This window comes from Methylophaga sp. UBA1464 (assembly GCF_002325665.1).
GTDB lineage: Bacteria > Pseudomonadota > Gammaproteobacteria > Nitrosococcales > Methylophagaceae > Methylophaga.
This window is the reverse complement of record NZ_DCSO01000100.1, coordinates 1,963-26,286: the sequence shown is the minus strand read 5'-3', so window position 1 is coordinate 26,286 and position 24,324 is coordinate 1,963. Positions and strand designations below refer to the sequence as shown.

General features: G+C 44.4%; 22 protein-coding genes. 16 read left to right on the top strand and 6 right to left on the bottom strand.

Features of this window, described 5'->3' with window-relative positions:
* The 3 genes from B3O33_RS13845 to B3O33_RS13835 all read left to right on the top strand — a co-directional run.
* Positions 1-764: hypothetical protein (locus tag B3O33_RS13845; RefSeq protein ID WP_292363837.1), on the top strand; the 764-nt coding region annotated here is incomplete at its 5' end.
* Between the two features lie 70 nt (positions 765-834).
* Positions 835-1,476, top strand: coding sequence for an MBL fold metallo-hydrolase (locus B3O33_RS13840; RefSeq protein WP_292362629.1), 642 nt, complete (start codon positions 835-837; stop codon positions 1,474-1,476).
* A gap of 3 nt (positions 1,477-1,479) precedes the next feature.
* The gene (locus B3O33_RS13835) at positions 1,480-2,118 is read left to right on the top strand and encodes a carbonic anhydrase (protein ID WP_292362630.1); all 639 of its coding nucleotides are present in this window, start codon (positions 1,480-1,482) and stop codon (positions 2,116-2,118) included.
* A gap of 4 nt (positions 2,119-2,122) precedes the next feature.
* On the opposite strand, the gene B3O33_RS13830 is transcribed toward B3O33_RS13835, so the two are convergent.
* Entirely contained in the window at positions 2,123-2,701 is a 579-nt protein-coding gene (locus tag B3O33_RS13830) for an outer membrane protein assembly factor BamE (RefSeq protein ID WP_292362631.1), read from the bottom strand.
* Between the two features lie 71 nt (positions 2,702-2,772).
* On the opposite strand from B3O33_RS13830, the gene fur reads away from it, so the two are divergent.
* Positions 2,773-3,201 carry a ferric iron uptake transcriptional regulator gene (fur, locus tag B3O33_RS13825; protein WP_414673298.1) on the top strand — a complete coding sequence of 143 codons (429 nt, stop codon included), beginning with the start codon at positions 2,773-2,775 and terminating at the stop codon, positions 3,199-3,201.
* On the opposite strand, the gene recN is transcribed toward fur, so the two are convergent.
* Both recN and B3O33_RS13815 read right to left on the bottom strand, forming a co-directional pair.
* Positions 3,202-4,875: a DNA repair protein RecN gene (gene recN / locus B3O33_RS13820; protein ID WP_292362633.1), complete on the bottom strand. Its 1,674-nt coding sequence runs from the start codon at positions 4,873-4,875 to the stop codon at positions 3,202-3,204.
* On the bottom strand, positions 4,869-5,741 hold the full coding sequence (locus tag B3O33_RS13815) for an NAD(+) kinase (RefSeq protein WP_292362634.1): 873 nt from the start codon (positions 5,739-5,741) through the stop codon (positions 4,869-4,871). Before B3O33_RS13815 ends, recN begins: the two co-directional genes overlap by 7 nt.
* Positions 5,742-5,911: 170 nt before the next feature.
* Here B3O33_RS13815 and ndk point away from each other — a divergent pair, with 170 nt between their 5' ends.
* From ndk to pgi, 7 genes are read left to right on the top strand one after another with little or no spacing between them, the layout of a single operon-like run.
* On the top strand, positions 5,912-6,343 hold the full coding sequence (gene ndk, locus B3O33_RS13810) for a nucleoside-diphosphate kinase (protein WP_292362635.1): 432 nt from the start codon (positions 5,912-5,914) through the stop codon (positions 6,341-6,343).
* Positions 6,344-6,353: 10 nt separating this feature from the next.
* Entirely contained in the window at positions 6,354-7,460 is a 1,107-nt protein-coding gene (gene rlmN / locus B3O33_RS13805; RefSeq protein WP_292362636.1) for a 23S rRNA (adenine(2503)-C(2))-methyltransferase RlmN, read from the top strand.
* Positions 7,457-8,212 carry a type IV pilus biogenesis/stability protein PilW gene (gene pilW / locus B3O33_RS13800; protein WP_292362637.1) on the top strand — a complete coding sequence of 252 codons (756 nt, stop codon included), beginning with the start codon at positions 7,457-7,459 and terminating at the stop codon, positions 8,210-8,212. The genes rlmN and pilW overlap by 4 nt, the downstream gene beginning before the upstream one ends.
* A 5-nt stretch (positions 8,213-8,217) precedes the next feature.
* Positions 8,218-9,144, top strand: coding sequence for a RodZ domain-containing protein (locus tag B3O33_RS13795; RefSeq protein WP_292363836.1), 927 nt, complete (start codon positions 8,218-8,220; stop codon positions 9,142-9,144).
* On the top strand, positions 9,144-10,262 hold the full coding sequence (ispG, locus tag B3O33_RS13790; RefSeq protein ID WP_292363835.1) for a flavodoxin-dependent (E)-4-hydroxy-3-methylbut-2-enyl-diphosphate synthase: 1,119 nt from the start codon (positions 9,144-9,146) through the stop codon (positions 10,260-10,262). The genes B3O33_RS13795 and ispG overlap by 1 nt, the downstream gene beginning before the upstream one ends.
* 2 nt (positions 10,263-10,264) lie before the next feature.
* Positions 10,265-11,539: a histidine--tRNA ligase gene (gene hisS, locus B3O33_RS13785; protein ID WP_292363834.1), complete on the top strand. Its 1,275-nt coding sequence runs from the start codon at positions 10,265-10,267 to the stop codon at positions 11,537-11,539.
* Between the two features lie 17 nt (positions 11,540-11,556).
* Positions 11,557-13,194: a glucose-6-phosphate isomerase gene (gene pgi / locus B3O33_RS13780; RefSeq protein ID WP_292362641.1), complete on the top strand. Its 1,638-nt coding sequence runs from the start codon at positions 11,557-11,559 to the stop codon at positions 13,192-13,194.
* 40 nt (positions 13,195-13,234) lie between these two features.
* On the opposite strand, the gene glgB is transcribed toward pgi, so the two are convergent.
* Positions 13,235-15,406, bottom strand: coding sequence for a 1,4-alpha-glucan branching protein GlgB (gene glgB / locus B3O33_RS13775; protein WP_292362642.1), 2,172 nt, complete (start codon positions 15,404-15,406; stop codon positions 13,235-13,237).
* Positions 15,407-15,512: 106 nt separating this feature from the next.
* On the opposite strand from glgB, the gene glgC reads away from it, so the two are divergent.
* The 4 genes from glgC to gcvH are packed head-to-tail and all read left to right on the top strand — an operon-like array spanning position 15,513 to position 20,296.
* Positions 15,513-16,781, top strand: coding sequence for a glucose-1-phosphate adenylyltransferase (glgC, locus tag B3O33_RS13770; protein WP_292362643.1), 1,269 nt, complete (start codon positions 15,513-15,515; stop codon positions 16,779-16,781).
* Positions 16,771-18,453, top strand: coding sequence for a glycoside hydrolase family 57 protein (locus B3O33_RS13765; protein WP_292362644.1), 1,683 nt, complete (start codon positions 16,771-16,773; stop codon positions 18,451-18,453). The genes glgC and B3O33_RS13765 overlap by 11 nt, the downstream gene beginning before the upstream one ends.
* 3 nt (positions 18,454-18,456) lie before the next feature.
* Positions 18,457-19,914, top strand: coding sequence for a 4-alpha-glucanotransferase (gene malQ, locus B3O33_RS13760; protein ID WP_292362645.1), 1,458 nt, complete (start codon positions 18,457-18,459; stop codon positions 19,912-19,914).
* A complete protein-coding gene (gene gcvH / locus B3O33_RS13755; protein WP_292362646.1) occupies positions 19,907-20,296 on the top strand; it encodes a glycine cleavage system protein GcvH in 390 nt (129 codons plus the stop codon). Before malQ ends, gcvH begins: the two co-directional genes overlap by 8 nt.
* Here gcvH and B3O33_RS13750 read toward each other — a convergent pair.
* Both B3O33_RS13750 and B3O33_RS13745 read right to left on the bottom strand, forming a co-directional pair.
* Positions 20,272-21,402, bottom strand: a complete 1,131-nt coding sequence (locus B3O33_RS13750; protein ID WP_292362647.1) for an anhydro-N-acetylmuramic acid kinase — start codon at positions 21,400-21,402, stop codon at positions 20,272-20,274. The genes gcvH and B3O33_RS13750 overlap by 25 nt on opposite strands.
* An 11-nt stretch (positions 21,403-21,413) precedes the next feature.
* Positions 21,414-23,006, bottom strand: a complete 1,593-nt coding sequence (locus B3O33_RS13745; protein ID WP_292362648.1) for a peptidoglycan DD-metalloendopeptidase family protein — start codon at positions 23,004-23,006, stop codon at positions 21,414-21,416.
* Positions 23,007-23,128: 122 nt separating this feature from the next.
* Here B3O33_RS13745 and tyrS point away from each other — a divergent pair.
* Positions 23,129-24,324: tyrosine--tRNA ligase (gene tyrS / locus B3O33_RS13740; RefSeq protein ID WP_292363838.1), on the top strand; the 1,196-nt coding region annotated here is incomplete at its 3' end.

Here is a 24,324-nt window from a genome sequence, read left to right as displayed (position 1 = left end):
ATAAAAAATGGTATGAAGCCAACTTGCAGGCCGCTCGTGAAAGCCATCAAAAATGGTATGAAGCGAACCTGCATCCCGATCCACATGCGGATATCAAAAAGAAATGGTACGAAGCCAATATCAGTCTGGCGCGTACACAGCAGATAAAACGTGACTGGTTTGCCTACAATACTCACGTGGCCCGTGAAAATGCTAAATGGTATGAAGCCAATCAGCGTCCTGCACAAAAACGTGATACGCACTGGTATGAAGCCAATATGGTGGATCATCTTGATACCAAGAAAAAGTGGTATGAAGCCAATTTACGCAGTGCCGTTGAAACGGTTAGAGCGAACCGGCAGCACTGGTATGAAGCGAATCTGGATAATACGCCTACTGAAACACACTGGTATGAGTTCAAAGAGGCGGGTGATACCGACTGGAAAAAACGCTTTCAGCAGGCGCATCTTGATAAATTTCGTGAGCAGCACAGCAAATGGTATGAGGCGAATCTCGATCAAACACCAACCGACAAACACTGGTATGAGTTCAGTGATGAACAGACTGCGAGTGATAAAAAATGGTATGAAGCCAACCTGCAAGCGGCGCGTGAAAGCCATAAAAAATGGTATGAAGCGAACTTGCATCCCGACCCGCATGCAGATATCAAACAGAAATGGTATGAGGCCAATATCAATCTGGCGCGTACCCAGAAAATCAAACGTGATTGGTTTGAAAACAATATGCGTTTAGCGCGTGAAACGCAGAATAAAACAGACAAATAGTCATTAGCAAATAAGACTATCAAGGCAGCTGGTTTAGCGACCAGCTGCTTTTTTTTGGGAGTCATAACAGATGCACATTACATGCTTCACCGTTGGTGCATTTCAGGTCAATACTTATTTGATTCAGGATGAAGCAACTGGAATGAGTGCTATTGTTGACACTGGCGAAACGGATGAATTAGTCAGAAAGGTTCTGGCTATCCATCCTCTGCCGGATATCCAGATGATATTATTAACTCATGGTCACCTCGACCATGCAGGCGGTTTAATTGCATTGCAAAAGCAGTTTGATGTGCCTACGTATTTACCGAGAAAAGAACTCCCACTGTTTGAAACACTACCTGTCCAGGGTGACTGGTTTGGTGAACCAGCATTTAATCGCCAATGCGGTCGCATTGATCATCTAGTGGATGATGGTGATGAAATTCAGTTAGGTGAGACCACACTGAGGTTTATTTCCACCCCGGGGCACACTCCAGGACAGGGTTGTTACTATGATGAGCAGGATATTTTCGTAGGAGACACGTTATTTTCCGGCAGCGTAGGGCGAACTGATCTGCCAATGGGAAATCCGGCTATAATGCAGCAGAGTCTGCAACGATTGATGCAATTACCAGGACATCTGCGAGTGCATAGCGGTCATGGGCCGGTTACTACCATTGCACATGAGAAACAACATAATCCTTTTTTAACGTTTTTGAGACACGTATAAATAATGGCTAATACAGATAGATTAATTGAAGGTTTTCAGCGATTTAAAAAACACTATTTTGGTCAGGACAGTCGTCTTTACGCCAGCATGAAAACCGGACAGCCAGCGAAAACCTTAATGGTCGGTTGTTGTGACTCTCGCGTCGATCCTGCAATTTTGACGGATTGTGATCCAGGGGATTTGTTTACCGTAAGAAATGTGGCCAATCTGATACCACCTTGTGAACTTGATGGCCTGCATCATGGTACCAGCTCCGCACTTGAGTTTGCGGTGAACAATTTGCAGGTCGAGAACATCATAGTCATGGGACATGCTAACTGCGGGGGTATAAGAGCGTTATGGGAAGATGATGGACAGCAAAACTCCAAGTTTATCCATCAATGGGTATCAATCGCGCAACCAGCAAAAGAGTGGGTCAAAAAGCATCATCATGGTGATGAATCTGCACAACTCAAAGCCTGTGAACAACGGGCCGTTTTAGTCTCATTGGATAATCTGATGAGTTTTGAATGTGTACAGGAACGTGTCGAAGATGGCCGGTTGACATTACACGGATGGTATTTTGATTTGGCCGCAGGTGAATTACTTTGTTTTAATTCCCAAACCGGTGAATTTGAACCGGTTCAGGAATCAACTGGTTAAGCGTTTACTGAATATCCGGAAGCTGACCTGCTGGTTGGTCTCCCATCCGGTCATTTGTATTTTCCGGTAGCGCTTCTTTCTGTTCTTTTTCAGCTGGATCAGTTTCGTTATCGTCATCAATGGTTTCGACGGTTTCTTCACCGAGGCCAATCAAGTTCAACATACTATTGAAAATGCCTGTTTTCTGTTCGGTGAGAGGCACCACAACATTGGTATCGGTGCGCTGATCTTCCGTTAATTGAATGTTTTCAACAATACGGGTGTTACCGTCAATATAATCAAGTGTTTCGGCTTCATCAAAATACAATGTAATCCGCCGTTGCTCACGAGAACCATTTCCCGGATGAAAACTGTAAATATAATCCCAACGGTTTGGATGGAATACATCAATTAACATCGGCGTTCCCATCACAAATGACACCTGGCTTTTGGTCATGCCGGGCTCTAGTTTGCTGAGCATTTCCTGGGTAACCTGATTACCTTGCTGAATATCAATTCGATAAACACCCGGGATTTTATCTTTGCTACAGGCGCTGAGAGTGAGAATAACCAAGGAAAGGCTATAAATAAGCAGGCTTTTCATTTAGTATTTGTTTCTGTGTTGATGACGAAAGTGCGATGATACGCTATTCGTAACTATTCTACGAGGCAACAATAATAATGGAAAGACAAGATTTAAGAAAAGCGGGATTGAAAATTACTCTGCCACGTTTAAAGGTGCTGGAGATTCTTGAACACTCCAAACAGCGCCATTTAAGTGCTGAAGATGTTTACAAAGCCTTATTGGAAATGGGCGAAGAAATCGGCCTGGCAACTGTCTATCGTGTGCTTACCCAATTCGAAGGTGCGGGGCTGGTCTCCCGACTGAATATTGATGGTGGTCATGCGGTATTTGAATTGGAAGATGGCGCACATCATGACCATTTATTTTGCGTGAAATGTAACCGTATTATAGAGTTCTACGATGAGGTCATTGAAGAGCGGCAAAGAGCAATTGCTAAAGCAAATGGTTTTGAAATGACTGACCACAGCCTTTACATTTATGGCATTTGTAACCGCGAAGACTGCCAAAAAGAACGGTAATTAACGTTGTCCCTGATCCAGCATCTCTTCAGCATGTGAACGAGTTTTCTGGGTCAGGTTCATTCCACCCAGCATTCGGGCAATTTCTTCTATACGCTGCTCGCGATTAAGGTCGCTTATTTCAGTGTGGGTCTTGTCTTCACCCAGAATTTTCGTAACCTGTAATTGCTGATGGGCCTGCGCCGCCACCTGAGGCAAATGGGTAATGCAAATCACTTGCTGGGTAGATGCCAGTAATTTGAGATGCTGGCCAACAATTTCCGCTACGCCGCCACCAATTCCTACATCCACTTCATCAAATATCAAAGTCGGCACACTTCGCTTGCCAGCCGTGACGACCTGAATCGCCAGACTTATTCGTGCTAATTCTCCACCTGACGCAATTTTGGCTAATTCGCCTGCCGGTTGGCCGGGATTAGTACTGACTAACAGCTGAATATGATCTGCGCCATGCTCACTGAATTTGCCTTCCTCAAAAGGTCGAATAACAAATTCTATACGTCCAGCCGGGATAGCCAGTTGCTGAATAGATTCAGTAATGGTTTCTGCCAGCGGTTTTGCATGTTGCTTTCTGTTTGCACGGACTTGCGCGCACAACTCCAGGCATTGCTTTTCCAAAGAGTTCAGTTTCAGCGCCAGTTCAGTTTGGTTTTGTTGGGATTGGGAAAGGCTGTTTAACTCTTCACACAAAGCCTGATAGTGGGCTGGCAGACTTTCAATTTCGACATGGTGCTTACGCGCCAGATCATGCAAAACCGATAGCTGCGTCTCAACCGCTTCAAGCCGGGACGGATCCAGATCGGCACTGTCCAGGTAATGGCGAAGGGAAGTAGCCGTTTCATCCAGATTGATCGCCGCGCTGTTCAGAGTCTCAATAATCTCGGCAAAGCGAGGTTCATATTGCTGTAATTTTTCCAGTTCTGCCAGAGCAGAACCGATAAGGTCATACGCTGCGCCCTGATCCTGATCAAACAAGTGATGCAGAGTAGATTCACTAGTGTGAAGTAACTGGGCTGCATGAGCTAATTGTTGTTGTTCCTGCAACAACTGTTCAATGCTGCTATCTGTTAAATCTAATGGTTCCAGCTCACTGATCTGATAATTCAATAATTCCTGACGGGCCAGTTGCTGTTCAGATTGCTGACGTATTGCAGCCAGTTGTTGCTGGATTTGCAACCATTCAGCCTGAGCTTGCTTGAGGGCCTTAAGGGGGGCTTTATTATTCGCTACAATATCCAGTAACTCTCGCTGGGTTTCAGCACGTAATAAGGATTGATGTTCATGCTGGCCATGGATATCAATGCTTAATTCACTGATATTGCGAAGTTGGCTGAGCGGAACCTGGCGAGCGTTGATATAAGCTTTCGATCGCCCATCCCGGCTTATGGTCCGGCGAAGATGACATTGATCGTCATCATCCAGTTCCTGATCCTTGAGCCAGTCTTGTAATGCCGGATTGCTGCTGATATCAAAGCTGGCTTCAATTTCAGCGCGTTCACTGCCATGACGAACCATATTTGAATCAGCACGATCACCCAGAACCAACCCCAGGGCATCAACCAGAATGGATTTACCGGCCCCGGTTTCACCTGTCAGTGATGTCATACCGGATTTGAAAGTTAAGGATAAATCTTCCACGACCGCCAGTTGGCGAACAGTTAACGCAGTCAGCATGTCAGTTTTCGGCCCCATTCCAGTTTGGCACGTAAAATTGAATAATGATCATGATCTTCGAGATGCAGTAAATCAATGCGGTTAGGATGTCTTTGAATCCGGATACTATCACCGGGTTCAAGTAAATGACCTGGACGTCCGTCACAGGTAACCATCGCAGTCGTAATGTTTTTTTCACTCAATGTGATATCGATGACACTGCTTGCTGCAATAACTAAGGGCCGGTTACTGAGGGTATGTGGACAGACGGAGGTTAGTACCATCGCATCCAGATCCACATCAAGAATAGGACCGCCAGCTGACATCGCATAAGCAGTTGAACCTGTCGGTGTGGCTATAACCAGTCCATCAGCGCGTTGGCTATTTAAAAACCGGCCGTTAATGTGGGTTTCAAACTCAATCATATGCAGGCTTTGGTGAGAATGCACTACCACATCATTCATGGCGATACAGATTGGCTGTTCCGCGTTATTCAGATGCGCTTGTAGTAAAAAACGACTGTCATGACGATAGTGGCCATCCAGAATCCGGGTTAACTGGGATTGCAGGTTGGTAAGCGTCACATCTGCTAAAAAACCCAGTCGCCCCACATTAATTCCGACGATGGGTAAATCAAAGCCAGCTAATGCTCTTGAGGCTGAGAGCATGGTGCCGTCACCACCAATGGCGATCGTCAGATCACATTTTGACGGGAAATCGGCAATTGAAATCACCTCAAGGCCAGGTAAAAAACTCATTGGCTCATTACTTAATACCTTTAAAGCCCGGGAGTGCAGGAATTCACTGACTTGAATTACGGCCGATTCCAACACAGGATCATCTTTGCGGATAAACAGACCGATACGTTTAAATGTATTATTTATCATCGAATTTGCATTTGAGTTTTATCAAAAATAGTCTGCTGATGGTAATGGTTTTGTCATCAAATCCAAAGCAAAATTGCCTGCTTAATAAAAACTCTTGGAACGCTTCTATCTCTGAGCCCTATAGATGCTAGAATATGTCGATTTAATCCAATCAATCAATGAGGATACACATGGCGACTGAACGTACATTGTCAATTATCAAACCGGACGCGGTAGCAAAAAATGTTATAGGCGAGATTTACTCACGCTTTGAGAAAGCCGGTCTTTCTGTTGTAGCTGCCCGCATGGTGCATCTTACACAACAGCAAGCGGAAGGTTTTTATGCTGAACATAAAGCACGTCCGTTTTTTGGTGATTTAGTGAGCTTTATGACTTCTGGTCCTGTGATGATCCAGGTTCTGGAAGGTGATAATGCTGTGATGACTCACCGCGATTTGATGGGTGCAACTAATCCTGCTGATGCAGCACCAGGCACTATTCGTGCAGATTTTGCGCAAAGCATCGATGAAAACGCAGTTCACGGTTCAGATTCAGCTGAAAGTGCCGCACGAGAAATTGCCTACTTCTTCACTGACGATCAATTGTGCGCTCGCACACGCTAGTCTTTAACTGATGGCAACCGCATTGACCAATCTGCTTGGTCTGGATCTGAAAGGTCTGGAAGGGTTTTTCATCGAAATCGATGAGAAACCCTTTCGTGCGCGCCAGCTTTTACAATGGATTCATCAATATCGCGTTACTGATTTTGCTCAGATGAGCAATTTAAGTAAAACCCTGCGCGAAAAACTGAGTCAAATTGCCGAAATACGTGTACCGGAATTACTACACGAACATATATCCACTGATGGTACCCGCAAATGGATCATCAAAATGGATGGTGATAATTCGATTGAAACGGTGTTTATTCCTGAAAACGGACGAGGCACGTTATGTGTGTCTTCTCAAGTGGGATGTGCATTGACTTGTACCTTTTGTTCCACTGGGCAACAAGGTTTTAATCGTAATCTCAGTGCCGCTGAAATTATTGCTCAACTATGGATTGCCAATGAAGCCTTAGGCAAAGATCCGAAAGGCAATCGAATGGTGACCAATGTCGTGATGATGGGCATGGGTGAGCCGCTGACTAATTATACTAATGTCATTACCGCGATGAATCTGATGCGAGATGATCTGGCCTACGGTATTTCCTGGCGGCGACTTACATTGAGTACCTCTGGTGTGGTGCCGATGATTGATCGATTGAAAGAAGACTGTCATGTCAGTCTGGCCATTTCATTGCATGCTGCTAATGACAAGTTACGCAGCGAGATTATTCCGTTAAACGATAAATACCCGATTGCTGAATTATTGGCTGCTTGCAAACGTTATGTGACAGGTGAGCAATTGCGCCGGCATATCACTGTTGAATATGTCATGCTCGCTGGTATCAATGATTCAGAACAGGATGCACGGGATTTAATTCGAATTTTAAAAGGCATCCCCAATAAAATTAATCTTATACCGTTTAATCCATTTCCAGGCACCGATTATCAGTGTTCATCCCGAAATGTCATTAATCGTTTTAAAGAACAATTGATTGCTGCCGGTCTGGTCGCGACTGTACGAAAAACCCGTGGTGATGATATTGTGGCAGCCTGTGGTCAATTGGCTGGCGAAGTTCAGGATAAAACTCGTCGCACTCAGAAATTAGCTGAACGGGAGGTTGTGTTCGTCCGATGAAATCATATTTACAAATAGGTTTTCTGGCGACCTCAATCATGGTGCTCACTGCATGTGCTACAACAGGACCACGTGAACACATTGCGCCTGATCCTAAAGCTGCTGAATTGAATATGCAGTTGGGCTTAAGTTATCTGCAACGTGGTGATTACGAAATCGCCATGGAAAAACTGGATAAAGCACTTAAACAAAACCCGAATTTACCAAGTGCTCATAACACTATCGCTCTGCTTTATCAGCGCTTGGGTGAAAATGAAAAGGCCGAAAAACATTTTAAAGAAGCTGTCAGTAGGTCGCCACAGTATTCTGAAGCACAGAATAACTATGGCGTTTTTCTGTGCCAACAAGGTCAATATGAAGAAGCAGAGAAGCGTTTTTTAAAAGCTGTTGAAAACCCGCTTTATCAAAGTGCGGCAATGGCATTTGAAAATGCCGGTCTGTGTACCAGAGAAATTCCGGATTTGGTTAAGGCTGAATCCTATTTCAGACGAGCCTTACAGATTAACCCTAACCTGAGTAAATCATTAATGGGTATGGCAGATCTGAGCTATGAGCAAAAAAATTACATGCAAGCCCGGGCTTATGTTCAGCGTTTCAACAGTGTATCGCCCTGGACTCCCCAGTCGTTACTGACAGCGATTAAAACTGAGTCAAAACTGGGTAATGAGGATGCCGTATCCAGTTATAAATTAATTATGCGAGCCCGGTTCCCGGATTCCGATGAAATGCGTATGGTCAATGAAGGTATTTAACATTTATGACTGAGAGTCATACAGAAGAACCGAGTGTTGTTTCATCATCAGTTGATGTTGGCAAACGTTTACGTGATGCTCGGGAAGCAAAAAAAATCTCTGTTACAGATGCTGCAGCTCAACTGAGAGTAACTCGAGATGCCATTGTACATCTGGAAGAGCAAAACTGGGATAGATTGCATGGACGAACCTATGCCCGGGGGTATTTTTTGAGTTATGTAAAGTTCCTGGGGCTTCCGCAGGATGAAATGCTTGCAGGGTTCAATATAGAGTTTAGCGAGAATGAGAGCCGAAGCCCATCGGTCGCCCCCATTCAACAAATTAAACCAGCAAAATCAGCATTTCCATGGCTGCCATTAATTTTGTTGATCATTGTTGCTGTCGGAGCTTGGTTTGCCTATCAACAATGGCAAACCCATCAGGTTAACAGTCTGGCTGAGGAATTACCCAGTCAACCGTTTATCGAACCAGTAGAAGAACAACAAAGCGAGGAGAGCAGTGACGACTCCATACCAATAATTGAATCAAATGCTGAGCAGTTCACAAATGCTGATCAGCCGCCATTATTGAACGAAGTGGATGAGTCGCTGACAGCTTCTGAGCCTGGTTTAGCAGAACAATCATCTACGACAATTGAACTAATGGAAAACGAAGCGGCTGAGCCGTCAACTGTCGTCGATGCAAACCAAAAAGACCTCATCATTGGTATCAACTCAGACTGCTGGGTTGAAGTTCGTGATGCCAATCAGCAGGTATTGATTAGTCGGGTAGTCAGGGGCGGGAACACTGTTGAATTGACTGGGACCACGCCTTTTCAGGTCTCACTGGGACAGGCCAATGCCGCCTCAGTCAGATTTGATGGTGAGATTATTGATGTCTCTGAATATACACGCGGAAATGTAGCTCGCTTTACTTTGGGAGGAGACTCGTAATGCATACGCCTTCACCTATTAAGCGTCGAAAATCCAGGCAAATCATGGTGGGAAATGTTCCGGTTGGCGGTGACGCGCCGATTGCCGTGCAAAGGATGACCAATACCGAAACAACTGATGTTGCTGCGACGGTTGATCAAATCCAGCGTTTGCAAAAAGTAGGTGCTGATCTGGTTCGTGTTTCTGTACCGTCCATGGATGCTGCTGAAGCATTTGGCGCGATTCGTAAACAAGTGGATATTCCGTTAATCGCCGATATTCATTTTGATTACAGGATTGCCCTGCGTGTAGCGGAACTGGGCGTCGATTGTTTGCGTATCAATCCAGGCAACATCGGTCGCGAAGATCGGGTCCGTGCGGTTGTGGATAAAGCGCGTGATTTTGGTATTCCAATTCGTATTGGTGTAAACGCGGGGTCACTGGAAAAAGAATTACAAAAAAAATATGGTGAACCCACGCCAGAAGCATTGGTTGAATCAGCCTTAAGACATATCGATATTCTGGATCGGCTGAACTTTCCTGATTTTAAAGTCAGTTTGAAAGCATCAGATGTGTTTATGACAGTTCATGCCTATAGACAATTAGCAGATCAGATTGAACAACCTTTGCATTTGGGTATTACAGAAGCAGGCAGCCTGCGCAGTGGTGCCGTTAAATCCGCAATTGGTCTGGGAATGTTATTGGCTGAAGGTATTGGTGATACCATTCGCGTCTCTTTGGCAGCTGATCCGATCGAAGAAATTCGTGTTGGGTTTGATATTCTGAAAAGTCTGCGAATCCGCAGTAAAGGCATTAATCTGATTGCCTGCCCATCCTGCTCCAGACAGGAGTTTGATGTTATCTCGACCGTGAATGCACTTGAAGCTCGTTTGGAAGATATTATCGAGCCAATGGATGTTGCTGTCATTGGTTGTGTGGTGAATGGTCCGGGAGAAGCAAAAGAGGCTGCAATCGGTTTGACAGGTGGTTCACCAAATCTGCTGTACCGCGATGGAAAACCACACCATAAATTAGATAACGAATCATTGGTCGATCAGCTGGAAAAAGAAATTCGTCAGCGGATAGCCATGCGCAGTGATCAACCCGAAAAAGTAATTCCGATAAAGGACATAAGCTAAAGGTGGCAGAGATTATCCGTTCTGTCCGGGGAATGAACGACATTCTTCCGGAAATGACGCCGTATTGGCAATCAGTGGAAACCAGCCTTAAAAAGGTGCTTGATGGCTATGGCTATCAGGAAATCAGGTTACCCATTCTGGAAAAGACCGAATTGTTCAAACGCTCTATCGGAGAAGTTACTGACATCGTTGAGAAGGAAATGTATACCTTTGACGACCGCAATGGTGACAGCCTGACCTTGCGGCCTGAAGGCACGGCCGGATGCGTCAGGGCCGCTATGGAGCATGGTATGTTCCAGCAGCAGCAACGTCTCTGGTATATGGGACCAATGTTTCGTCATGAACGCCCACAGAAAGGCCGGTATCGTCAATTTCACCAATTAGGCGTTGAAGCTTATGGTTTCAGCGGTCCTGATATTGATGCGGAAATGATTCTGTTAACAGCACGTTTATGGAAAACTCTGGGGGAGAAAGATATTTCTTTGCAGATCAATTCGCTTGGAAGTACTGACGCTCGACTCAATTATCGTGAAAAACTGGTTGAGTATTACCAGGATAATTATTCACAACTTGATGAAGACAGTCAGCGACGATTAGTCAGTAATCCGTTACGTATTCTGGATAGTAAAAATCCCGCGATGCAGGCGCTTAATGACGCGGCACCCAAACTGATAGATTATCTGGATGCGGAATCTGCCGGGCATTTTGAGCAATTGTGTACTACCTTACGAGCAGCAGGCATTGCGTTTGAGATAAATTCGCGACTGGTTCGAGGGTTGGACTATTATGGCAAAACCGTTTTTGAATGGGTGACCGATCAGCTGGGAGCGCAAGGCACCGTCTGCGCCGGAGGACGTTATGATGGTCTGATCGAACAGCTGGGTGGTAAAGAGTCCACTGCTATCGGTTTTGCCATTGGTCTAGAACGTCTTATTGCATTGCTGGAAGCAGGAGGGGCTTTACCTGAAACGGTATCTCCTGATGTATATCTGGTTGCCGTTGGTGAAGCCGCAGCAGCGCAATCCTTGCTGCTGGCAGAAAGCCTTAGGGACCAGCTTCCCCAACTTCGCTTGATTAGCCACTGTGGTGGTGGTAGTTTTAAAAGCCAATTCAAGCGGGCTGATCGCAGTGGAGCGCGCTGGACCTTGATTTTGGGGGAGGAGGAAATGGCGCAGCAAATCATTGGCGTGAAAACCATGGCAACAGGTGAGCAACAAACCTTGCCCTGGTCTGAACTCGCGACTTTTCTTTCTGAATCAAAGCTCAATAACCGTTAACAAAAATAAGTAGAAATATGACGCCACTAAATATCGCCGAATGGCAATCATTGGATAGACATTATTCTGATATCAAGTATCTGTCGATGCGTGAGCAATTCGTACTTGATTCGGGACGTTTTGAGCGGTTTTCAATTCGCTCAGGTGATTTGTTATTGGATTATTCCAAAAATCGTATTACTCAGGAAACCATTGAGAAGCTGATCGCCCTGGCAGAAGCAGTAAAAGTAGAGTCCTGGATTGAACGCATGTTTTCTGGTGAGCAGATAAATCACACAGAAGGGCGTGCCGTATTGCACACGGCATTACGCAATCGAGCCAATACGCCTGTTTTGGTGGATGGTGAAGATGTGATGCCACAGGTAAATGCCGTTCTCGATAAGATGGCTGCCTTTTGTGAGCAGGTTCATAGTGGTAAGTGGGTGGGTTTCAGTGGCAAAAAAATTACCGATATTGTAAATATTGGTATTGGCGGTTCGGATCTTGGCCCAGCTATGATCTGTGATGCGCTGGAGCCTTATGGTATTGATGGTCTTGAGGCGCATTTTGTTTCTAATGTTGATGGTACTGATCTCAGTACTACGCTGGAAAAACTGAATCCTGAAACGACCCTGTTTATTGTTGCTTCAAAAACCTTTACGACTCAGGAAACCATAACCAACGCTCAGTCTGCGCGGAATTGGTTTCTCAAAGTTGCCACACAGGCAGATGTCGCTAAACATTTTGTTGCTGTCTCTACCAATGCCAAAGAAGTTGCCAGATTTGGCATTGATACGGCCAATATGTTTGAGATCTGGGACTGGGTTGGCGGCCGATATTCATTGTGGAGTGCCATTGGCTTACCGATTGCACTGTATGTCGGTATGGATAATTTTATTCGTCTGCTGGAAGGTGGACATGAAATGGATAACCATTTCCGCAGTAAACCATTAGCCGAAAATATCCCGGTTATCATGGGCATGCTGGGAATCTGGTATATCAATTTCTTTAATGCCCAAACGCATGCCATTGTACCGTATGACCATTCATTAGCCCGTTTCCCGAATCATATGCAGCAATTGGATATGGAAAGCAACGGCAAGTTTATTAACCGGCAGGGTGCCCGCATCAGTTATAAAACCGGACCGGTTATCTGGGGGACGCCCGGAACTAATGGTCAGCATGCCTATTTTCAGTTGATTCATCAGGGAACACAGTTAATACCGGTGGATTTTGTATTGCCGGTTAATAGTCATTACCCCGAATGTGATCATCAGTCTATTCTGCTGGCCAATGGCCTGGCGCAAGCTGAAGCCCTAATGAAGGGGAAAAGTGCCGAAGAAGTCAGGGAAGAGCTGATTAAAGAAGGTTATGAAGGCAAAACGCTGGATGCATTATTACCCCATAAAGTCTTTCCGGGAAATCGTCCAAGTAATGTGTTGTTATTTCCTAAATTGACACCGGAAATGCTTGGACAGCTGGTTGCACTCTATGAACATAAAGTGTTTGTACAAGGGGTAATCTGGAATATCAATTCGTTTGATCAGTGGGGCGTTGAACTTGGCAAGCAACTCGCAAAAGCCATTCTGCCCGACTTACAGGGCAATGCCGATATTTCCGTACATGATAGTTCCACAACTGAACTTATCAAAATGATCCGTACTTTACGTCAGTAATAGTATTCAGCGGCTCGTGTCATACGAGCCGCATGCTGCTTCAATGTTTCTTGCGAATAATGAGTCCTGCTAACGGCGGCAAATTTACGACAATTGAATAAGGTCTTTCCGACCATTCAGTTGGTTCACTATTAACTAGCGGACTGACGGGATAATTGCTGCCAGAGTAATATTCCGAATCTGAGTTGATGACCACTTCGTATTCACCTGCTTCCGGTACGCCAATGCGATAATTGTCGCGCACGACAGGGGTAAAATTAAACACCGCTACCACAATAGCGTCCTGTCCACGCCGCAGAAAACTAAGCACCGAATGCTCACGATCATTACAATCAATCCACTCAAAACCATGGGCATCAAAGTCATGATAGTGAAGTGCCGGACTTTCGCAATACACTTTATTCAAATCGGTAACAATCTGTAATAAACCTTGATGCTGCGGATAGTCGAGTAAATACCATTCAAGCGATTGTTCACTATTCCATTCGCTACCCTGCCCAAATTCCGACCCCATAAATAATAACTTCTTGCCGGGATAACTGAACATAAAGGTGTAAAGCAATCGCAGATTAGCAAATTGCTGCCATTCATCCCCAGGCATTTTATAACGCATCGACTTTTTGCCATGCACAACCTCATCGTGTGAGAAGGGCAGAACAAAATTCTCTGTAAATGCATAGAGCAAACCAAAGGTCAGTTGATCATGATGGTAACGTCGATGGATGGGATCTTGTTTCATATATTCGAGAATGTCATGCATCCAGCCCATATTCCATTTCATCGAAAATCCTAGTCCGCCCATATCGGCAGGCCTTGAAACCATTGGATAAGAGGTCGATTCTTCGGCGGCGATAATACAGCCAGGATGAGACTGATGCAGAATCGTGTTCACTTCCTGGAGAAAACTAATGACTTCAAGATTTTCACGTCCGCCATGAATATTGGGTAACCATTGACCTTCTTCACGCGAATAATCCAGATACAACATTGAGGCTACGGCATCAACCCGCAGACCATCTATATGAAACTCCTCCAGCCAGAAAAAAGCACTGGATAACAAAAAGTTGCGAACTTCATTGCGTCCATAGTTGAAAATCAATGTACCCCAGTCCTGATGTTCACCACGCCGTGGATCTTCATGTTCATAGAGTGCTGTGCCATCAAAACGGGCTAAGCCGAAACTGTCTTTTGGAAAATGTCCCGGGACCCAGTCGAGTAATACGCCGATATTATTTTGATGGCATTTATCAACTAAATATCGAAAATCATCCGGTGATCCGAAACGACTGGTTGCTGCATAATACCCGGTAGTCTGGTAGCCCCATGAAATATCCAGTGGATGCTCAGTAACCGGCAACAATTCAATATGGGTAAATCCCAGTTTATTGACATATGGCACCAGTTTGTCAGCCAGTTCACGATAGCTGCAGAAACTTCCGTCACTGTGTTTTTGCCAGGAGCCAAGGTGGACTTCATACACGCTATGTGGTGTATTCAGCCACTTGGCATGTTCTCGCCCAGACATCCAGTCTTTATCCTGCCATTGATAATTGCTGTTAAACACCACTGAAGCGGTGCTGGGACGCAGTTCGGCCTGTTGACAGTATGGGTCCATTTTCAGGTGCAGACTGCCATCATGATGATTACGTATTTCAAACTTATACAGCTCACCGATATCCAGGCCAGGAATAAATAATTCCCATACGCCGGTACTGCCCCTGGAGCGCATCGGATGACATCGACCATCCCAGCGGTTAAATGTACCTACGACACTTACACGCTGAGCATTGGGTGCCCAAGTGGCAAATATGACCCCTTCGACACCATTGACTGTACGTTTGTGTGAACCCAGTATTCGATAGGCGTGCCAATGTTTACCTTCAGCAAACAGGTACAGATCATAATCTGAAATCTGTGGTGGAAAGCTGTATGGATCATAATGGCTCTGAATTTGATTTTCCGAAGTGGTACGATGAATCTGATAGGGAGATGTTAAATCATCGGAAGCACCTGTCCATTCGAAAAGATCTGTACCTTGAACTCGCTGCATAGGTAAATTGTCACCTACTGTAGCTGCCTCGGTATCAGGTAAAAAAGCCCTTACATATATCCCATTTTTTGTTGGATGACGTCCCAATACTGCAAAGGGATCATGATGTCTGGCTTCTATGATTTTAAGTTGGTCGTCTGTCAAATTTTGTTCAAAAACCATAGATATACTGTCCTATAAATATTTCTATTGCTGACCACCTTAACGATGTGGCACGCTTAAAGCCATTACAACATATTTCACTGCATAGCTGGCTGGAGAATTCAATATGCCCAAAAATAATAGTACGCGTTTTGTCAGTCGACTGACCAGGGATACTCTGGCATTGATCCTTGCAGGAGGGCGTGGCTCTCGCCTGAAGCAACTGACAGGATGGCGTGCAAAACCTGCAGTGCCGTTTGGCGGAAAATTCAGGATTATTGATTTTCCATTATCCAATTGTGTTAATTCCGGTATTCGCAGGGTGGGTGTATTAACACAATATAAAGCGCATTCACTGATTCGGCATATTCAACAGGGTTGGGGCTTTATGCGCGGTGCCCTGGGCGAGTTTGTGGAGTTACTCCCAGCCTCTCAACGTACCGAACAGGGGTGGTACACCGGTACAGCAGATGCCGTTTATCAAAACATTGATATTTTGCGAAATCATGGTCCCGAATATGTATTGATACTGGCAGGTGATCACATTTATAAAATGGATTATGGTGATATGCTGGCGGAACATGTTGCGCAAAATGCCGATATGACGATTGGCTGTATTGAGGTACCACTGGATCAGGCTAAAGCCTTTGGCGTAATGTCTGTTGATACCAATCATCGCATTGTTGCATTTAACGAAAAACCGGAAGATCCTGCTCCTATTCCAGGGCAGGATGATGTGGCATTGGCTTCGATGGGGATATACATTTTTAATGCGGGCTTTCTTTATGAACAGTTGATTAAAGATGCTGATGACCCAAGGTCCAGTCATGATTTTGGTCATGACATCATTCCGTCGTTAATAAAAAAATATAAAGTTGTCGCGTTTCCGTACAAAGATGTTCAGGGTAATGACCCAGGTTATTGGCGCGATGTAGGAACTATTGATGCTTTCTGGTCTGCGAATCTGGAGTTGATAGGCGTGACACCCGAATTAAATCTTTATGATGAAGATTGGCCGATCTGGACTCATCAGGCGCAACTGCCGCCAGCCAAATTTGTTTTCGATGATGATGACCGCCGCGGCATGGCTGTAGACTCCATGGTTTCAGGTGGCTGCATCATTTCTGGTTCCACCGTTAGACACTCTGTATTGTTTTCAAATGTCGAAGTTCACAGCTTTAGTCTAATCGAAGATAGCGTGGTACTACCGGATGTTACTGTTGGCAGGCACTGTCGCCTGAAGAAAGTTGTGCTGGATAAAGGCTGTATCGTGCCTGAAGGTACCATTATCGGGGAAGACCCCATACTGGATGCGCAACGTTATGAAGTTTCACCCAATGGTGTTGTATTAGTGACACCGGAAATGCTGGGGCAAAATTACCGTTATGTCAGATAAATTAAAAGTTGTGCTGTGCTGGCATATGCACCAGCCACAATATAGTGAACCTATGGGCGGAAGTTATCAGCTTCCATGGACCTATTTGCATGCGATAAAAGATTATGTCGATATGGCATGGCATCTGGAGCAGGTACCTGATGCCAGAGCAGTAGTAAACTTTGCTCCTACCCTGCTTGAGCAGATTGATGATTATGATCAGCAGTTGAAAGGTCGTTTCAAAGGCACGGGTTGTCTTAAAGATCCTTTGTTAATTGCCTTGGATTCACCAGTACAGCCGGCGCATATTGAAGAGCGTCAAACGATTTTAAATGCCTGCCTGCGTGCCAATGATGAAAAACTTATAGCGCCGTTTCCAGTTTTTGCAAAACTGGCAGAAATGGCTAGATGGGTATTGGAAGATAAACAACGTCTGGCTTACCTGAATGATCAGTTCCTGGTCGATATGCTGGTCTGGTATCACTTGGTGTGGATGGGTGAGTCTGTTCGACGAAATGATGTTCGCATCCAGACATTAATGAAAAAAGGGCAGCAGTTTAATTTTCATGATCGCCGACAATTGATGATTGTTATCGGTGAACTTCTGAGTGACTTGATTCCACGTTACAGACGGCTTGCAGAAGCGAAAAAAGTAGAACTATCAGTCACGCCTTATGCACATCCAATTGTACCGTTATTGCTGGATATAAATAGTACTCTTGAAGCAATGCCGGATGCCCTGCTACCACAAATCCGTCATTACCCCGGAGGTGAATCACGTACTGACTGGCACATGGAAAAAGGTTTAGCGGTATTTGAATCCTTTTTTGGGTTTCGCCCCCAAGGCTGTTGGCCATCAGAAGGTGCAGTATCAAAGCCGACAATAGAATCGATTGCCAAACATGGATTTCAGTGGACTGCCAGTGGTGAAAATGTATTAAGAAATAGTCTCAATAAAAGTGATTTGTCTGACAGTAATATTCATAAACCCTATCAGCTTGAGGGTAAAGGGCCGGCATGTTTTTTCCGGGATGATGGATTATCGGATTTAATTGGATTTACTTATACCAAATGGAGTGCTGAAGACGCCGTTAACGATTTTATTCACCATCTGACAAATATTAAAGCAACAACTGAAGGCGATCCAGATAGAGTGGTTTCTGTCATTCTGGATGGTGAAAATGCCTGGGAACACTATTCCTATAACGGTTTTTACTTTCTGCAAAGTCTGTATAAACAGCTTTCTCGGCACCCTGAGTTTGAGTTAACCACCTTTGCTGAGTGTCTGGAAAAAGGGTGTAAATCGGCCTTATTACCAGAAATGGTGGCAGGGAGTTGGGTCTATGGTACGTTTTCAACCTGGATTGGGGATGTTGATAAAAACCGTGCTTGGGATTTACTTAGCCAGGCCAAGCAGGTTTACGACACAAAAATTGCAGAAGTAGCAATTGATGATGACATGCAACAAGCTATCGACAAACAACTCGCCATTTGTGAAGGATCTGACTGGTTCTGGTGGTTTGGGGATTACAACGCTGCTGACAGTGTCAGTGATTTTGAGCGTCTGTTCAGGTTGCATTTATCGAACCTTTATCAAATGCTGGGAGTTGAAGTACCACAAATCTTGTCAGAAGTTGTATCTTCGGGAGGAGGGGAAGCCGAGCAGGGTGGCACAATGCGCCGTGGTGGTTAATTAATGAAACAGGCACATATTTTTGATCAGCGCAGGGCAGGTGTCTTAATGCATATTACCAGTTTACCGACGGGTAATTTAGGTGCAGATGCTTATCGCTTTGTAGACTTTCTGCAACAAGCCGGGGTAACTATCTGGCAGATGCTGCCGCTAGGGCCGACTCATGAAGATGGATCGCCTTATCAATGTTTATCGGCACATGCCGGCAATAACAAGTTGTTGTGTGTTGACTATATTCAAGCTCAAGCCTGGATTAAGACAGAAGAACTAGCAGGTAAAAAAATCTTCACTATTGTTGCGAATGCTTATAAGCAATTTGTTGAGAATAGTACTGAAACCGATAAACTGGCGTTTAATAATTTTTGTCAGCAACAGGCCTTTTGGCTGGAAGACTATATTTTATATCGGGAGCTTCGCAATCTGAATCATGCATTGCCTTGGTATGACTGGCCACCCGAGTTTCGGGATCGTGAACCAGCTACGCTAAAATCGCTTAGTGAACAACGTTCAGAATCATTGAACATACGTCGTTTCGAACAATTTCTCTTTTTCCAGCAATGGCATAATTTAAAAAACTATGCGAATCAACATCACGTTAAATTGTTTGGTGATATGCCCATTTTTGTTGCTCATGACAGTGCTGATGTATGGGCTGCGCCGGAATTATTTACTTTAGATGAAAATGGACAGGCTACAAAGGTAACCGGTGTTCCGCCAGATTATTTTTCCGCGACAGGGCAACGTTGGGGTAATCCGCTTTATGACTGGCAGGCACATCTTGATGAAAATTTCGACTGGTGGGTAAAACGTTTATCCACTCAACTGGAATTATTTGATTTAATTCGAATTGATCATTTCAGAGGCTTTGAAGCATGTTGGGAGATTCCAGCCAGTTGTGAAACTGCAATAGAGGGAGATTGGGGTAAAGCACCCGGTGAGGCATTATTCAAAAAGCTGCTATCGGTTTTTGGCGAACTTCCTTTAGTTGCCGAGGACTTAGGTATCATAACTGAAGAAGTAACGGCTTTACGTGAACAGTTTGCGATGCCGGGTATGAAAATTCTGCAATTTGCCTTTGGCGGAGACGCTGATAATCCCTATCTTCCTCATCAACATTGTAAGGATAGTATTACTTATACAGGTACACACGATAATAACACCAGCTTGGGATGGTACCGGGAGATTGAAGAAAGTACCCGACAACACTTGCATGAATATATCGGGCCGAGTGATGAAGCAATGCCATGGTTGTTGATTCGAGTTGCTTTGAAATCCGTTTCTCAGCTTGCTGTTATTCCTTTGCAGGATTTATTCGAGCTTGAAGGTGAGCATCGTATGAATGTTCCCGGAACTCTGGATGGCAACTGGAAATGGCAGTTTGAATGGAGTATGGTTCCAAAAGATTGTACTGATCGATTAAGACACCTGAATCAAACTTATGGACGCATCATTCATGAATAATTCAGATGATTATTATTACAGTGAGTCCCATGTTTGGCTTGAAGAGCAGAGTACAGGCCTTTATACACTTGGTATCACAGAGCATGCCCAAAACAGTCTGGGAGATATTGTTTTTGTTGAATTGCCTTCCGAAGGCCAGCAATTTGCTGCTGGCGAAGGATGTGCCGTGATTGAGTCAGTAAAGTCAGCCTCAGACGTGATTATGCCTATTTCAGGTGAAATTATTGCTATTAATCAGCAGTTAGTGGATATGCCTGAACTAATTAATCAAGAACCTTTTAATAATGGTTGGATTGTGCGTTTTCGTTCCGAGGTTCCAATTGATGAAATTGCAGCAGAGTTAATGTCTGCTATTGATTATGAAGCCTTCTTAGACCAGTAAACTGCACCTAATATGCTTGGGCTCTGTGCGCCTGTAACATAACGTAAATCAAGCGCGTTTTGATGTATGGTTTGTTCGGCAAGCCATGCAAATGCAACGGCTTCAACCCATTGAGGATCCAAACCGATTGCTGCTGTAGTCGTTACCTCGATGTTATCCAGAGCGATTTGTAATTGTTGCATTAAAGCTGTATTTCTCGCTCCTCCCCCACAGACATAGACTTTATCCGTTTGTCTGGCGTATTGATGAATCGCATCAGTAATGGTTGATACAGTAAATGCCAGTAAAGTTGCCTGTATATCCTGAGCATTTACATCTTCACATTTTGCCATGATCAATTGCTGCTTTAACCAGTTTTGATTAAATAATTCACAACCCGTACTTTTGGGAATTTGTCTGTCAAAATAAGGATCAGACTTTAATTGCATCAGTAACGTTTGGTTAATTTCACCACCCTCAGCCCACTTTCCCTCATTATCAAATAGAAGGCCTTGATGTTTTTGAATCCAGGAATCCATAAGCGTATTTCCTGGTCCGGTATCAAATCCTTGGAGAGGGCTACCGCTATCCGCTGGCAATATACTGATGTTGCTTATACCACCAATATTCACAATAACGCGATTTTCGTTATCTGAACGAAACATAGCTGCATGAAAGGCAGGAGCTAACGGGGCCCCTTGACCGCCATTGACAATATCTTTTTGGCGGAAATCACAAATCGTTGTAATCCCCGTTTTTTCAGCAATAACATTGCCATTGCCAATTTGCATGCTAAACGGATAATTTGAATCAGGTGAGTGTAATACTGTTTGACCATGACAGCCGATGGCATCAATTTGATGTATCGTAGTGGTCGCTGAGGAAGTTAGCAGGCTCAGAATAGCATCAGCATATGCATGGCCAAGTTCAATATCTAATGCACCCAGTTGGGAGAGCTGACAGCGTTGAGAGTTAATCAAATCTTTCAATGCTTTTTGCAGTTCAACAGAAAAAGCTGTCGAGTGATGAGCGATTAATTTCGACGGCTCTGTTGGCGATGTTTCGATTAATGCAACATCAATTGCATCAAGACTAGTGCCTGACATCACACCGATGTAAAAGCCCATTTCTGTATTAATTAATCTTGGCGTAATGCCAGGGTTGGGACTTGTAAGTTGTCTAAACTGGCAAGTAGTGGTTGGGCAAGCGTCTTGAATTGCGCCAAATATTGACTTGGAATAGGTTCTGCTTTGGGCAAAGCGACGGTTAATGGATTTTTATGAACACCATCTACCCGAAATTCATAGTGCAAATGTGGCCCGGTAGCCAGGCCACTGCTACCAATATAGCCAATAATTTCACCTTGTCTCACACGTTGACCGACACGAATGCCTTTTTTGTACTTTGACATATGAGCAAAAAGTGTTGTGTAACGTCCACCATGTGACAGGATAACAGTACGGCCATAACCACCTTTAGTACCAACAAAGTCGACTTTACCATCACCGGTTGCCAGGATTGGTGTTCCGGTTGCGGCGGCGTAGTCAACACCGCGATGAGGACGGTTGGTTTGTAATACGGGATGTTTACGATTAGGGTTAAAGCCTGAACTTATACGTGAAATTGGCACTGGAGTTCGCGTAAAGGCCTTACGCATACTGTCGCCATTTGGTGTGTAGAAACGACTTTCACCGTTATTATCAGTGAAACGGATAGCACGGAAGGTTTTACCCCGATTGGTGAATTCTGCTGCCAGAATGTCACCATCAGCAATTTTTTCACCGTCTAGGAAGTTTTCATTATAAATGACTTTGAAGCTGTCACCCTGACGTAAATCCAGTGCAAAATCGACATCCCAGCCAAAAATATGGGCCATTTCCATAATTAATCTGTCTGACATGCCCGCTTTTTGTCCATCGACGAATAATGAACTTTGAATTTCGCCTGCAACCAGTTGACGTTGCTTATCGAGTTCACGTTCAACGACAGCTGTTTCAAAACCATTTCCAGTAGACGTTAAGGTTAACGTTTTCATCGGATTTAACTGTAATTGAAGCTGCTTAAGCACTAAGTTTTGATCAGTGTCGGTTATTGTTCCAAATCGAAATATTTGACCCGGCCGAAGGTTGAGAAGCGCTTTGGCATCGTCACCAGCCGTCTGAGCAACGTTATAAACATCACGGGCACTTAAGCCAGCTTTTGGAAAGATTAAAGAAAGGTTATCGCCAGATTTTACTTCGATTTCTTGCCAGCTAAGCTCGTCAGATGTGGATATTGCAGTGTTTTCTTCATTTGGGGTGAGAGCATCGTTTATGATAGAAATTTCTGTTTCTAGGGCAGGGGGGCTTTGTTGGTTAAGATGCAGGCGCTCGATTTCAGCAGATTCATCCGAAGAGATATCAGATTGAACTGGTTGAACGGTCTCGTTAATGTTGGAATCAAAAGGATCAGGTTGTACTGCAACGGACTTTGAGGGTAGAGAAATGATTGATTGATCTGACGCTGTTGTACTTTCGCTGCCTGCAGGCATATTTGGTAAGGCGACGGATTGGGTTTGATTGGTTGTTGCACTGGGTTCGCTTGTTGCAAGCACAATGCCCGTTATAAAAATACCGGTTAAAGCCATTAAGGATAAGATTGCAATATGTCTATTTTTGTGGGGAGACAGCGATTCAGATTTGAATAACTTTGATTGATGTGATGAGCTCAGAAGTCTATTACGTTTCTTCATGGGCATTCCCCGTTTATAGTAAATTCGTGCAATTCTCTCAGCATTTGCCCAGAATTGAAACCCCTCGGAGGCAAGATCTTGTGTTATATTGCCCGCCAATTTTTATAGTGCGGAGAACGATGATGAGAACTGTGCAAGAAACTTTGGCAGAAATCCGTCGTGGAGCAGAAGAAATTCTGGTCGAAAAAGAGTTAATCGAAAAGCTGGAAAGTGGTAAACCACTTCGTATTAAAGCTGGTTTTGACCCTACAGCTCCAGACTTGCATCTTGGTCATACGGTGTTACTCAATAAGTTACGCCTTTTTCAGGATTTAGGGCATGAAATCCTATTTTTGATCGGCGATTTTACCGGAATGATTGGTGATCCAACCGGCAAAAATGTGACGCGTCAGCCATTAACGCCAGAACAAGTGCAGCTGAATGCGGAAACATACCAACAGCAGGTATTCAAAATTCTGGATCCTGAACGGACTCAAGTAGTTTTCAATTCGCATTGGATGAACGAGTTGTCTTCTGCCGATATGATTCGACTGGCTTCTCACCATACTGTTGCACGCATGTTAGAGCGTGATGATTTTCATAAGCGGTATACAACTGGCCAATCCATTGCCATTCATGAGTTTTTGTATCCTTTAATTCAAGGATATGACTCAGTTGTGCTAGATGCTGATGTGGAATTGGGTGGAACGGACCAGAAATTTAACCTGCTTATGGGGCGCGAGTTACAAAAAGCTTACGGGAAATCACCACAATGCGTTCTGACGATGCCGCTTCTGGTTGGGTTGGATGGTGTGCAGAAAATGTCCAAATCTTTGGGTAACTATATTGGTATAGATGAAAGTCCTAAAGATATCTTTGGCAAACTTATGTCAATTTCGGATGAACTGATGTGGCGTTACATTGAATTGCTCAGTTTTAAATCGTTAGAAGAAGTCGCTGATTGGAAACAATCAGTAGCAGAGGGACGTAATCCCATTGAAATTAAAAAGTTATTTGCTGAGGAAATTGTTGCACGTTTTCATGGCGAAGCTGCTGGACCACAAGCTCGTCAGGACTTTGAAAATCAATTCAAAAAAGGTGAAGTCCCTGATGATATTGCGGAAGTTACCCTTACCGTTGGTTCTGAAGGTATGCCGATAGCCAATGTCCTTAAAGAAGCCGGGCTGACAAGCAGTACCTCAGATGCGATGCGTATGATCCAGCAGGGGGCTGTAAAAATTGACGGCGAAAAAGTAGATGATAAATCTTTGTTGATTAAAGCCGGTATCGTAGGCGTGTTTCAGGTAGGTAAACGTAAGTTCGCTCGTATTATTACCAA

Bases quoted from the DNA above. Each gene is read 5' to 3' on its own strand.
- B3O33_RS13840 (WP_292362629.1), top strand. From the start codon at position 835: ATGCACATTACATGCTTCACCGTTGGTGCATTTCAGGTCAATACTTAT.
- B3O33_RS13835 (WP_292362630.1), top strand. From the start codon at position 1,480: ATGGCTAATACAGATAGATTAATTGAAGGTTTTCAGCGATTTAAAAAA.
- B3O33_RS13830 (WP_292362631.1), bottom strand. From the start codon at position 2,701: ATGAAAAGCCTGCTTATTTATAGCCTTTCCTTGGTTATTCTCACTCTC.
- recN (WP_292362633.1), bottom strand. From the start codon at position 4,875: ATGCTGACTGCGTTAACTGTTCGCCAACTGGCGGTCGTGGAAGATTTA.
- B3O33_RS13815 (WP_292362634.1), bottom strand. From the start codon at position 5,741: ATGATAAATAATACATTTAAACGTATCGGTCTGTTTATCCGCAAAGAT.
- ndk (WP_292362635.1), top strand. From the start codon at position 5,912: ATGGCGACTGAACGTACATTGTCAATTATCAAACCGGACGCGGTAGCA.
- rlmN (WP_292362636.1), top strand. From the start codon at position 6,354: ATGGCAACCGCATTGACCAATCTGCTTGGTCTGGATCTGAAAGGTCTG.
- pilW (WP_292362637.1), top strand. From the start codon at position 7,457: ATGAAATCATATTTACAAATAGGTTTTCTGGCGACCTCAATCATGGTG.
- B3O33_RS13795 (WP_292363836.1), top strand. From the start codon at position 8,218: ATGACTGAGAGTCATACAGAAGAACCGAGTGTTGTTTCATCATCAGTT.
- ispG (WP_292363835.1), top strand. From the start codon at position 9,144: ATGCATACGCCTTCACCTATTAAGCGTCGAAAATCCAGGCAAATCATG.
- pgi (WP_292362641.1), top strand. From the start codon at position 11,557: ATGACGCCACTAAATATCGCCGAATGGCAATCATTGGATAGACATTAT.
- glgB (WP_292362642.1), bottom strand. From the start codon at position 15,406: ATGGTTTTTGAACAAAATTTGACAGACGACCAACTTAAAATCATAGAA.
- glgC (WP_292362643.1), top strand. From the start codon at position 15,513: ATGCCCAAAAATAATAGTACGCGTTTTGTCAGTCGACTGACCAGGGAT.
- B3O33_RS13765 (WP_292362644.1), top strand. From the start codon at position 16,771: ATGTCAGATAAATTAAAAGTTGTGCTGTGCTGGCATATGCACCAGCCA.
- malQ (WP_292362645.1), top strand. From the start codon at position 18,457: ATGAAACAGGCACATATTTTTGATCAGCGCAGGGCAGGTGTCTTAATG.
- gcvH (WP_292362646.1), top strand. From the start codon at position 19,907: ATGAATAATTCAGATGATTATTATTACAGTGAGTCCCATGTTTGGCTT.
- B3O33_RS13750 (WP_292362647.1), bottom strand. From the start codon at position 21,402: ATGGGCTTTTACATCGGTGTGATGTCAGGCACTAGTCTTGATGCAATT.
- B3O33_RS13745 (WP_292362648.1), bottom strand. From the start codon at position 23,006: ATGAAGAAACGTAATAGACTTCTGAGCTCATCACATCAATCAAAGTTA.